This is a genomic window from Pseudactinotalea sp., from assembly GCF_048594945.1.
Taxonomy (GTDB): domain Bacteria; phylum Actinomycetota; class Actinomycetes; order Actinomycetales; family Beutenbergiaceae; genus Pseudactinotalea.
Genome location: NZ_JBMDXJ010000384.1, coordinates 1 through 11,918, shown reverse-complemented (window position 1 = coordinate 11,918; position 11,918 = coordinate 1). Strand labels below are relative to the sequence as shown.

At 69.5% G+C, this 11,918-nt stretch carries 8 protein-coding genes; all 8 read left to right on the top strand.

Annotated features, from left to right (window positions below; all coding sequences use genetic code 11):
- The first annotated feature begins 284 nt into the window (after window positions 1-284).
- Window positions 285-1,160 (top strand): Ku protein, encoded by an 876-nt coding sequence (locus ACOJSN_RS17430; protein ID WP_420113758.1) that lies wholly within the window; start codon window positions 285-287, stop codon window positions 1,158-1,160.
- Window positions 1,161-1,287: 127 nt separating this feature from the next.
- Window positions 1,288-3,165 (top strand): ABC transporter ATP-binding protein, encoded by a 1,878-nt coding sequence (locus ACOJSN_RS17425; RefSeq protein WP_420113757.1) that lies wholly within the window; start codon window positions 1,288-1,290, stop codon window positions 3,163-3,165.
- Window positions 3,162-5,006: an ABC transporter ATP-binding protein gene (locus ACOJSN_RS17420; RefSeq protein WP_420113756.1), complete on the top strand. Its 1,845-nt coding sequence runs from the start codon at window positions 3,162-3,164 to the stop codon at window positions 5,004-5,006. Before ACOJSN_RS17425 ends, ACOJSN_RS17420 begins: the two co-directional genes overlap by 4 nt.
- 52 nt (window positions 5,007-5,058) lie before the next feature.
- Entirely contained in the window at window positions 5,059-5,709 is a 651-nt protein-coding gene (locus ACOJSN_RS17415; protein WP_420113755.1) for a hypothetical protein, read from the top strand.
- A 34-nt stretch (window positions 5,710-5,743) separates the two neighbouring features.
- Complete coding sequence (locus tag ACOJSN_RS17410; protein ID WP_420113754.1) at window positions 5,744-7,486, top strand: hypothetical protein; 1,743 nt, start codon at window positions 5,744-5,746, stop codon at window positions 7,484-7,486.
- 13 nt (window positions 7,487-7,499) lie between these two features.
- On the top strand, window positions 7,500-9,431 hold the full coding sequence (locus tag ACOJSN_RS17405; RefSeq protein ID WP_420113753.1) for a metallophosphoesterase family protein: 1,932 nt from the start codon (window positions 7,500-7,502) through the stop codon (window positions 9,429-9,431).
- A 52-nt stretch (window positions 9,432-9,483) separates the two neighbouring features.
- Window positions 9,484-10,161: a vitamin K epoxide reductase family protein gene (locus ACOJSN_RS17400; RefSeq protein ID WP_420113752.1), complete on the top strand. Its 678-nt coding sequence runs from the start codon at window positions 9,484-9,486 to the stop codon at window positions 10,159-10,161.
- A gap of 142 nt (window positions 10,162-10,303) precedes the next feature.
- Window positions 10,304-11,918 (top strand): fibronectin type III domain-containing protein (locus ACOJSN_RS17395; protein ID WP_420113751.1); only part of this gene is annotated, 1,615 nt, incomplete at its 3' end.

Genomic DNA, 11,918 nt, shown 5'->3' with positions numbered 1-11,918 from the left:
CATCACGTCGGCGATCTGCGCGTAGTAGCGCAGCACGTCCGCCTTGGTGGTCCCGGTCTCCGGGTAGAGCACCTTGTCGAGGTTGGTGACCCGGAGCTGGACACCGTCGACGGCGACGGTCGCCTCGCTGCTCACCTCACCGGCCACGGGTCCATCTTCCCTCGGCTCGCCGCCGCGGTGGGGGAGGGTGGGACGGAGATCGGGGCGGGTGACCTGTCGGATGTGGGGGCTTGGTGCTTGACTGGGGCTCGTCCGGGGAGGCGCCCGGCAGTGAGGAGAGTTCGATGCGTGCGATCTGGAAGGGTGCGATCACCTTCGGTCTGGTCAACGTGCCGGTGTCGTTGTACAGCGCGACCGAGAGCCACGACGTCAAGCTGCACCAGGTCCACGACGCTGATGGCGGCAGGATCCGGTACCAGCGCAAGTGCGAGGTGTGCGGGGAGGTGGTGCCGTACGAGCACATCGACAAGGCGTACACCGAGGGCGAGAGCACCGTGGTGCTCACGAGCGACGACCTCGACTCGCTGCCGGCCGAGCGCAGCCGTGAGATCGATGTGATCGAGTTCGTGCCCAGCGAGCAGCTCGACCCGTTGATGTTCGAGGGTGCGTACTACCTCTCTCCCAACTCGGCGTCCACCAAGTCCTACGTGCTGCTGCGGCGCACCCTGGAGGAGACCGACCGCACCGCGATCGTCTCGTTCGCGCTGCGACAGAAGACCAGGCTCGGGGCGCTGCGCGTCAAGGACGACGTGCTCGTGCTGCAGACGATGCTGTGGCCCGACGAGGTTCGTGCCGCCGACTTCCCGGGACTCGATGAGAAGGTCCGGATCAGCGCCAAGGAGCTCGAGATGAGCGCGTCGCTGGTGTCAAGCTTCGAGGCGGACTTCGACCCCGAGGCCCACCACGACGACTACCAGGAACAGCTGCGCACGCTCATCGAGGCGAAGATCGAGCAGGGCGATGCCATCGACACGGAGGCCACGTTCGGCGCCGGCGAGGAGGAGCCCGCGGAGGTGCTCGACCTCATGGAAGCGCTGCGACGCTCGGTCGAGGAGACCCGGGCCAAGCGGGGCGCTGCCGAGTCGGAGGATGCGCCGTCGTCCGCGAAGAAGACCACCAAGAAGGCCACGACCAAGAAGACCACGAAGAAGTCCGCCTGATCGGACGAGGCCTCGAGTCCGACATCCGAGACGTCGGATACCGCTTCCCGAGAGTAGTAGACTGACCACACCGGCTCGGTCGAAACGATTCGCAACAGCGGCGAGCCAGCCGGCGCTCTTGGGAGGGATGCTCGTGTCCGCGACGGCGCCCGCACAGCGGAAGCCAGCCGACACCTCGACCATTGCCACCTTGCTGCGGCTGATGCCGTTCGTGAGGCCGGCACTGCCACGCATCAGCATGGGGATGCTGTGCGCCCTCGGGGCGGGGCTGTGCGCGCTCGCGATCCCGCAGGTACTGGAGTCGCTCGTGGACGGCCCCCTCTCGGGGTCGGTCACCAGCGGCGACACCCGTGGGCTGTGGTGGGCGATCGGGGCGGTGCTGGGACTCGGGCTGCTCGAGGTGTGCTTCGTCTTCCTGCGTCGCAGACTGATCCTCACGCCGACCACCTATGTGGAACGGGGGATGCGCACCAGCCTGTTCCGGCACCTGCAGGACCTTCCGCTGGCGTTCCACGACCAGTGGCCGGGCGGTCAGCTGCTCTCACGATCGATGACCGACCTGAGCATGCTGCGGCGCTGGATGGCGTTCGGGATCGTCATGCTGGTCGTCAACCTCGCGACCGTGACCGTGGGCATCGTGCTGATGATCAACACCGCCGGCCCGCTCGGCTGGGTGTACCTGCTCGGCGCGATCCCGATGGCCATCCTCAGCTTCCGCTTCTCGCGCCGCTTCCGCCGCATCGCGCGGCTGTCGCAGGACCAGGCAGGCGACCTCGCGACCACGGTCGAGGAGTCCGTGCACGGCATTCGGGTGCTGAAGGCCTTCGGCCGCGGCCCCGAGGCCTATCGGAGCTTCTCCTCCCAGGCCGGCGAGCTGCGCAACACGGAGATCACCAAGGCGCGCCAGATGTCGGCCTTCACGTTCTCGATCATCTCGATCCCCGAAGCCGTGCTGGGAGCCTGCGTGGTGTGGGGCGTCTGGCTCGTGACGCAGGGCGACCTCACGGTCGGAGCACTCGGAGCCTTCTTCGCCACCGCGGCTGTGATCAACGGTCCCGTCGAGCAGCTCGGGCAGCTGCTCTCGATGAGCTTGACCGCCAAGACCTCCGTTGACCGCTACTTCGAGGTGCTCGACAGCGAGAACACCGTGGCGGACCCGGCCAAGCCGGTCGAGCTCGAGGAGGTCCGCGGTGAGATCCGCTTCGAGGCTGTCCGGTTCCACTACCCCGACGCGCCCCCGATCGATCTGGTCCCGGCTCCGACCCACGTGCCGCACGAAGCGCCGCGTGAGGAGGTCCTCATGGGCGTGGACCTCACCGTCCGCCCCGGCGAGACGATGGCGCTGGTGGGTCTGACCGGCTCGGGCAAGACGACGATGGCGGCACTTGTCCCGCGACTGTTCGACGTCACCTCGGGTGCCGTGCTTCTCGACGGCGTGGACATCCGCGCCATGACCCGGGAGTACCTGCGGACGCAGGTGGCGATCGCGTTCGAGGACGCCACCCTGTTCTCGGCCACGGTGCGCGAGAACGTGCTGCTCGGCGCACCACCGGATGCCCGCACCGATGAGGACCTGCAGCGTGCGCTCGAGATCGCCCAGGCGACGTTCGTGCACCAGCTGCCCGAGGGCATCGAGACGACGATCGGCGAAGAGGGGCTGAGCCTGTCCGGCGGTCAGCGTCAGCGCCTCGCGCTCGCACGGGCGATCGCCGCGAGGCCGCGGGTCCTCGTCCTGGACGACCCGCTGTCGGCGCTCGACGTCGAGACGGAGGAAGCCGTCACGGTTCGGCTCCGCAAGGAGCTCGCGGACACCACGGTCCTGGTGGTCGCGCACCGGCCCTCCACCGTGGCGCTCGCCGATCGCGTGGCCGTGCTCCAGGACGGTCGCGTCACCGGTGTCGGGCCACACTCGGAGCTGTTGGTCGATCACCTCCACTACCGCTTCGTCATCTCGAGCCTCATCGAGGACGAGGAGTTCGATCGCGCACGGGGGCTGCGGGTATGAGTATGCGAGCGAGCGGCGCGGCAGGCGCGCTCAAGAATCAGCCCCTCGGGGTCGGGGACGAGGAGAACATCAACCTCGACCGCGAGACCTCGGCGGTGGTGCGCCGCCGGTCACGCCGACTGCTGCTGGACCTGCTCCGGCCCGAGCGCGGTCGCTTCTGGCTCACGGTCGTGCTGGTGGTGCTCGCCCAGGCATCGCGGGTGGCCGGGCCGGCGATCATCGCGTTGGCGATCGACCGTGGCCTCCCTGACGCGCAACAGGGCAACTGGTCCACGGTCGCCTTCATCGGAGGCGCGTACCTGATCGCCGCGATCGTGGCGGGCGCCGGCTCAGCGGCCTTCATCCGGCTCGCCGCGCGCGTGAGCCAGGCGGTCCTGCTCGACCTGCGACAGCGCGTCTTCGGGCAGACTCAACGGCTCTCTCTGGAGTTCCACGAGAAGTACACCTCGGGCCGCATCATCGCCCGGCAGACCTCCGATCTCGAGGCTCTTCGCGAGCTGCTCGACAACGGCATCACCTCGCTCGCCTCCGGCATGCTGTTCATGCTCTTCACCGGGCTGTCCCTGTTCCTGCTCGACTGGCGCGCAGGCATGGTCCTCGCCGTGGCCGTGGTGCCGGTGATCCTCGTGGTCCGGTGGTTCACGTCGCGGTCCCGGATCCTCTATCGCGAGTCCCGCGTCGCGTCCGCGCGCCTGATCGTCAACTTCGTCGAGAACATGACCGGGATGCGCGCCGTGCAGGCGTTCCGTCGCGAGTCCGACAACAACGAGAAGTACGGTGAGCTCGCCGAGGACTACCGCCGCAACAACATGCGGTCGTTCAACCTCAACGGCATCTTCGACCCCTCGCTGCAGCTGATCGGCAACCTGACGGTGGCGATCGCGCTGGCGGTCGGGGGATACCGAGTGCTGCACGGCGATCTCGAGGTCGGTGTGCTGGTCGCGACGCTGCTCTACACCAAGCGCTTCTTCCAGCCGGTGCAGCAGATGGCCGGCGTCTACAACTCGTTCCAGTCGGCGTCCGCGGCGCTGGAGAAGATCTCCGGCCTGCTCGAGGAGCAGCCGACGGTGCGGAACGCGGAGAACCCGATCCCGCTGCCGCACGCGACGGGAGACCTGGCCTTCGAGCGAGTGACCTTCGGGTATGGCAGCGGCGCCGTGGTGTTGCCCGAGCTCGACCTCCATGTGCCTGCGGGCCAGACGATCGCGCTCGTCGGATCCACGGGCGCCGGAAAGTCCACGCTCGCCAAGCTGATCGCCCGGTTCTACGACGTCACCGAAGGCTCGGTGAAACTCGACGGGATCGACCTGCGGGACCTGTCTCGCAAGGACCTTCGCCGGGCGATCGTGATGGTCACCCAGGAGGCATACCTGTTCAGCGGCACCGTGCGCGACAACATCGCGCTCGGGCGGCCGGACGCGAGCGAGGAAGAGATCGTGAGGGCGGCGCAGGCTGTCGGTGCCCACGATTTCATCGAGGCGCTTCCCGATGGCTACGACACCGACGTCAACAAGCGTGGTGGCCGCGTGTCAGCGGGGCAGCGGCAATTGATCTCGTTCGCGCGTGCATTCCTGGCGGATCCGGCGGTGCTGATTCTCGACGAGGCGACGAGCTCGCTGGACATACCGGGCGAACGGCTGGTGCAGCGCGGTCTCGAGTCGCTCTTGCACGACCGCACCGCACTGATCATCGCGCACCGCCTCTCGACCGTCGCGATCGCCGACCGCGTGCTCGTGATGAGCCAGGGCCGGGTGGTGGAGGACGGTACGCCCGATGAGTTGATCGCCGGCGACGGCAGGTTCTCGGCGCTGCATGCCGCCTGGCGCGACTCGCTGGTCTGACCCGGCCCCGGTCCGGTGGGTCCCGTGGTTGCATGGCCAGGTGGAGACCCCGATGCCACCTGACGAAGCCGATGGCGCTGCTCGTCGACCCGCCCGCACCACGAACGCACCGCCCGCCTGGCTGCGCAACGCCGCCGTGTGGGTGGGCGTCGGGGTGGCGGTCGTGGTGCTGGTGGTGCTCGGCGTCGCGGTGCTCCCCGGATGGTGGGCAGGGCTCGTGGGCGACTGGGTCCACGGTGTCTCGGGACGAGGCATCCCGATCGGGGTGGGGATCGGAGCGCTGTTTACCGTGCTCCCGCTCGGGATCGGAGCCCTCGCCTTCCGCCGAGGGCTGCGCTCCCAGGCACGGATCGCGATCATCGTGATCGCCCTGCTGCTCCTGCTGCCGAACGTGCTCACGACAACGATCGCGCTCGGCGGTGGCGATGCCAGGTCGATGCTGGCGATCGCTGGTCCAGGGTTCCGCGGGGGGACATGGACCGGGATCGGGCTCGTGGTGCTCGCCCTGGTCGCGGTGATCGTGATCCGGCGGCGGTCGCGCCGCACCCGCACGAAGATCGACGAGGCCGAGCAGAAGGCAGCACGTGTGTCGAGGCAGCGCGCTGCCGAGGTCGAAGAGGCGGGCGAAACCGGCCTGGATCCGGCGACGACGCCGGCCACCGCGGCCAGCGACGAGGCTCCTCCCGAGCCTCGAACGCCGTAGCGGCGCGAGCGGGTTCCACAGTTACAGTGGATCGATGGCTGCTTCCCGGGTGCACTCGCGACTGCGCGCCCGGTGGGCCGCCGCAGTCGCAGCCATCGCACTCCTGCTGACCGGCTGTTCAGGCAACGTGGACCTGGACACCGAGGATCCGGAGCCGACTCCGAGCCAGACTGAGGCGGCGCCGCGACCGGTTTCGGAGGCCACCGCGCCCGAGGCGCCCGCCACGCTGCTCCCGGCATCCGATCCGGCAGAGGTCGCGGTCGGTGTGAGCAGGACGTACCTGACTGCGGCGCAGGTGGCGATCCTCGCCCCCCAGGGTGACCGAGCAGCCGTGCTCCGGGCCGCGTCGATCGGCGCGGCCACGGGTGCGCCGGTGCTGCTCAGCGACGCTCAGCCGGGCTCGCTCGACACCGAGCTGTTGCGGCTGGGCGTGGTCGGTGTGGTCACGGTCGGCGCGGTCGACCTGACCCAGATCGACACCACCTCGCTCATCGTTGCGCCTGCGCCCGAGGATGCCGAGGAGCTGGGTGAGCAGTTCGCAGTCGCACTCACCGCCGTCGAGATGCCCCCAGGAGGCGACGACGCCGACGATGTGGCGGCCCTGCTCGCGCTCGAACCCGGCCAGGTCTTCGCCCCGGGCGAGCAGTCCGAGAGCTCCGAGGAGTCGACGAGCGAGTCGGCGAGTCCGTCCAGCCCCGGGCAGGAGCCGACGGCGGTCGGCGAGCTCCCACCGCTGGCCCCGCCTGTGCAGGTCGAGTCGAGCACCGTGCTCTCCGACGGCGACGCATCCCAGGTCGCCGGGCTCGGGACCGCCCTCGGCGTCGGCGCGGACGTGGTGCGCGTCAACGGAGACATCCGCGGCGACACCACTGCCATCGAGGCGCTGGCGGAACACCAGCCCGAGACCGTCCTGGGCCTGGGTGCCGGCATGGGGTCCGAGGCAGAGTTCGGCTGGCGTGCCGCAACCGCTCAGACCGGGGTGCAGCTGCCCGGTGGCGGCCAGCTGGTGTTCGACGCCAAGCGCTACGTCGCCCTGTACGGCAGCCCCGTGACTTCCTCTCTCGGCCTGCTCGGCGAGCAAGGCGTCGAGGAGACGATCGATCGGGCAGCCGCGTACGCGCGCAAGTACGACGATCTGACCGACGACACCGTGGTCCCCGCGCTCGAGATCATCGTCACGGTGGCCAGCGGCACCGCCGGCGAGGACGGCAACTACTCGAACGAGTGGTCCTCCGACACCTTCCTGCCGCTGATCGAGGCGGCGGCGGACGCCGGTCAGTACGTGGTGCTCGACTTCCAACCGGGACGCAGCACGTTCCTCGAGCAGGTGCAGGAGTACGAGGACCTGCTCGCGTTCCCGAACGTGGGCGTGGCACTGGATCCCGAGTGGCGGCTCGGCGACGACCAGGTGCACCTGCAGCAGATCGGCTCGGTCGGTATCGGTGAGGTCAACGACGTGGTGCACTACCTCGCCGACTTCGTGCAGGAGAACCACCTGCCGCAGAAGGTGATCGTGCTGCACCAGTTCCAGCTGCGGATGATCACCGACCGGCAGGACCTCGACGTGAGCCGGACCGAGGTGGCGCTCCTCATCCACGCCGACGGGCAGGGGTCGCAGGGCGCGAAGCAGGCGACCTGGCGCACGCTCCATGAGGACGCACCGGATGGCATCCATTGGGGCTGGAAGAACTTCATCGACGAGGACCAGCCCATGCTGACCCCCGCGGAGACCTACTCCGACGTCGATCCCGTCCCCGACTTCGTCTCCTACCAGTGAGTTCGCCCCGCGCATGACCGAGAACGACGAGGCGGGCCGGCAGCCCGCACCCGAGCAGCCCGACGCGACCGAGACCCCGGCCCCGGCGGCCCCACGCCGTCGGTGGGAGTGGTGGCACCAGCGATCGACCGCGTTCCGACGTGCCGTGCGCACGAGTGCGGTCGTGCTCGTCGCCGGCATTGCGTCCTTGGTGTTCGGGGTGACGACGGCGCAATTCACCGGGTCGGTCGGACCTCACGCCGCGCAGTACTCGACCACGCTCAACTCCGAGATCACCGTGGACATGGGTCCGCTGGGCGCCCTGATCATCGACTCTCCGCTGCCACTCGGACTGGGCGCGGACGTCGTGGTCAAGGAGATCCCGATCGAGCTCGACGCCGGGGCTGCCAACCCGATCGCGGGCCTGACCGGTGACCTGTCGAGCTACAGCCAGTTCCTCGCCAACCCCGAGGCAGCGATCAGGGACGCCGCGAACGGGGTCGTGAGGGACGCCGTCGGACGCACGATCCTGGCCTGGTCCATCCTGCTCGCCGTGGTGGCGCTGGGGCGCCTGGCATCGCACGGCGTGCTGCGGCAGGCAGCGCGCAGCGCGCTCCGGCAGCAGGGCGTTCCCGCGATGGCGATCGCTCTCACGCTCGCACTGCTGGTGCCCGTGGTGGTGACCGCGACCCGCGGCTCCGGTGGGGTCGGGCGCACCTCCGAGGTGCTCGCAGGAACGCCTCTCGCGGATGCGAGGATCACCGGGCGGCTCGGCGGACTGATCGACTTCTACGGCGGCTACGTGGTGGACGCGATCCGGGAGAACGACGAGTTCTACGCGGAGGTCGAGGCCAACCTCCGCACCGCCTACGCCACGGATCCGGCGCCGCTCGAGCCGGTTGGCGAGCCGCAGATGGTGCCGACGATCGACCCGGCCTCGGTCGAGACCGAGGACCCGGCCGACGGGTCGGAGAACACGAGCGACGAGCCCACGAGCGAACCGACCGAGGAAGGGACCGAGGCTGACGGCGACGCGACGCAGTCCGGCGAGGACGCTGAGCCGGTCGAGCCCGACCCGGTGACGCTCGCGGTCGTCACCGATCTGCACTGCAACGTGGGGATGGCCTCGGTGGTGGGCGCAGCCGTCGAGCTCTCCGAGGCCGATGTGGTGCTCAACGCCGGCGACACCGTGATGGGCGGTACCTCGGTGGAGTCGGTGTGTGTGAACGCGTTCGCCGATGGCATCCCGGCCGGCGTTCCCGTGGTGGTGGCCGATGGCAACCACGACTCCGAGACCACAGCCGGGCAGGAGGAAGCTCGCGGCTGGATCGTGCTGCGCGGCGAGACCGTGGAGGTCGCAGGGCTGCGGATCCTCGGCGACCGGGACCCGATGCTGACCTCGCTGGGCGCGCCCACGCACCCGCAGCGCGACGAGACGTTCGAGGCGATGGGGGAGCGCCTCAACGAGGTCGCGTGCGAGGCGGCCGAGGCCGGCGACCCGATCGACATCCTGCTGGTGCACAACATGCGCGCGGCACAGGCAGGCCTGGACTCCGGCTGTGTGGGCTTCACCCTCAACGGTCACCTGCACCGGCGCATCGGACCCTGGCAGGCCGGCCTCGGAATTCAGTACCTCAGTGCCAGCACCGCAGGCGCGACCAAGGACACTCCCACGATCGGCCCGCTTCAGAACACCGCGACGATGACGATCATCCGCTGGGACCGGGCCAACGGCGTGCCGATGGACTTCCGCCTCATTACGTTCGGCGTGGATCGCAGCGTCACGGTCGAGCCCTGGCAGTCGTTCCCGCCGCGCTCGGAGACCGTGGTCCACCTGCCGGTCCCAGCGCCCGGCGAGGGGCCATGGGATGCGCCGGTGGTAGGACCAGGCACCGACGGTTCCGGGGACACAGACGACGCCGACGCATCCGATGACGCAGGGGATGCGACCGACGACGAGGGGTAGCTGTGCCGACGCTCTATCCTGTGCGCAGTGGCCGCGTCGTGAGGAGACCTGGGTGAGCACGCGAACTGACGAGGACCTCGACGTCGACGACGTCGACTCCGAAATCCCTGAGGTCGCGGACAGGTGGGCCGGGTCCGGTCACGAGCGCGCCGGCGGGTCGGGTCGCGGCTTCGGGTTGTTGCTGGTCGTCACCGGTGCGCTGGGCCTGATCGCTGCCGCGATGCTCAACATCGAATACATCCACATGCTCAACGACGAGTCTTACGTCCCGGTCTGCGACATCAACCCGTTCCTCACGTGCGGTGAGTTCCTCGGGTCGCCACAGTCGCAGGCGTTCGGGTTCCCGAACGTGGTGATTGGGATGGTGGCGTTCCCGGTCGTCGTGGTCAGCGGGGTGCTGCTGCTCGCCGGCCAGCGGCTGCCCGTCTGGTACTGGCGTGGACTGCTGCTCGGCACGCTGTTCGGCATCGGGTTCGTGACCTGGCTCCAGTACCAGGCGCTGTTCTCGATCCGTGCGATCTGCCCGTGGTGCGCACTGGTGTGGACGGTGATGATCCCGCTGTTCGTGCACACGCTCGCCCGGTCCACGCAGAACGGCGCGCTGCCGGTGAGCGCAGGCGTGCGCTCGCTGCTCGTGCAGTACCGCTGGGTGCTGACCGCGCTGTGGTGGGTCGTGGTCGCGGCCGTCGCCCTCATCACACTCGCGGACGAGTGGAGCACGCTCCTCTGACACGCGCCTGAGTACCACCGGTTGTGCGCTATCTTGTGCGCACTGCAGGTGGTGCAGGCTGGGTTGCGAGTGAATGGCTGGGTCTGCGGTGGCAGGGTCTGCGAGTGCGCGTTCGGTGCGCGATGGGTCGTGGCGTGAGCTGGTGAGCGGCGTCGCCGTGCGAGCAACGGCGTTGCTGTTGACGGCGGTGTTCGCCCTCACGGGAGGTCCCGCTGCCGCGGCGATTGCGGACCCGACGGTCGAGGATGAGGTCGAGACCGTCCAGCCCGCCGAGCCGGTCGCGGTGGTCGCCGAGGGCACCGTGACAGCGGGTGAGGATGACGCGGGCGGCGGGGTCGCTGACGACGGCGCCGAACCGAGTGACGAGGGCGGCGAGCAGCCGGCGGTGCGCGCCGACGCTCCGAAGGTGTCCGTGGTGGCCACGGCAGGCGGAGCCCAGTTGACCTGGGGCGCTGTCGAGGGGCCGGGGGACCCGGCCACGCACTGGGTCATGATCCGCTCGTTGGATGGCGGCGCGACGTGGACGGCGCCCCAGGACGTCACCACGCCGTTCCTCGACGAGGGGCACGCGCCGGGCACCCAGCTCAGCTACCAGGTGGCGGGCGTCAACGCGGCCGGCACGGGCGCCTGGTCTGCCGTCGCCACGGCGACGGTCGGGCCGGTGCCAGCGAAGCCGGTAGCGACCGCGACGCCGAAGGCCGGCAGCGTCGTGCTGGCCTGGGCGGCGCCAGCCAGCCCCTACAACGACGTGCAGAGCTACCTCGTCGAGTACGCCCTGTCCTCAGGCACGTGGCAGACGGCGGCCACGCTTCCGCCAACCGCGCTCGGTCACACGGTCACCGGGCTCACGAACGGCACCGCCTACTCGTTCCGGGTGCGTGCGCTGAACGCCGTCGGCGAAGGTGAGTGGGCCTCGCTCACGGCTACGCCGCGAACGGTCTCCTCCGCGCCTCGGTCCGTCACGGTCTCTCCGAGTGCGAGCACGCTCACCGTGAGGTGGAGCGCGCCGAGCAGTACCGGTGGCACAGCGCGGACCTACTACCGCGTGCAGTACTCGACCGACAGCGTCACCTGGACCAGCGCGTCGAGCACCGTCAATCCGAGCGCCACCAGTTACACGATCAGCGGGTTGAAGAACGGCACCACGTACCGGGTGCGCGTGCTCGCCCGGAACGCCGCAGGCGACGGCGCCTGGTCCACGGTGGTGTCGGCGAAGCCGCGCACGGTGTCGTCGGCGCCGCGCACGGTGAAGGTGTCGGCGGGCAAGTCGAGTCTGGTGGTGCGTTGGGTCGCGCCGAGCAGCTCGGGTGGTGCCTCGCGGACGGCGTACATCGTGCAGTACTCGACCGACGGCAGGACATGGAAGACCGCGTCGCGGACGGTGAAGCCGACTGCGACGAGCTACACGATCACGGGTCTGAAGAACGGGACCACGTATCGGGTGCGTGTGATCGCGGTGAATGCGGCGGGTAACAGTGCGGCGTCGTCGGTGGTGTCGGGGAAGCCGCGCACGGTGCCGTCCAAGACTGCGGCCAAGGCGGCCTCGGCAGGCTCGGGCAAGGTCAAGATCAGCTGGAGCGCTCCGAGCAACAATGGTGCGGCGATCACCGGCTACGTCGTGCAGCGGTACTCCGGCGGCACGTGGAAGACCGTGCGGACCGTGAGCGCCTCCGCACGCAGCGTCACGATCACCGGCCTGCAGAACGGCACCAGCTACCGGTTCCGGGTCCTCGCCCGGAACGCCGTGGGCAACGGTG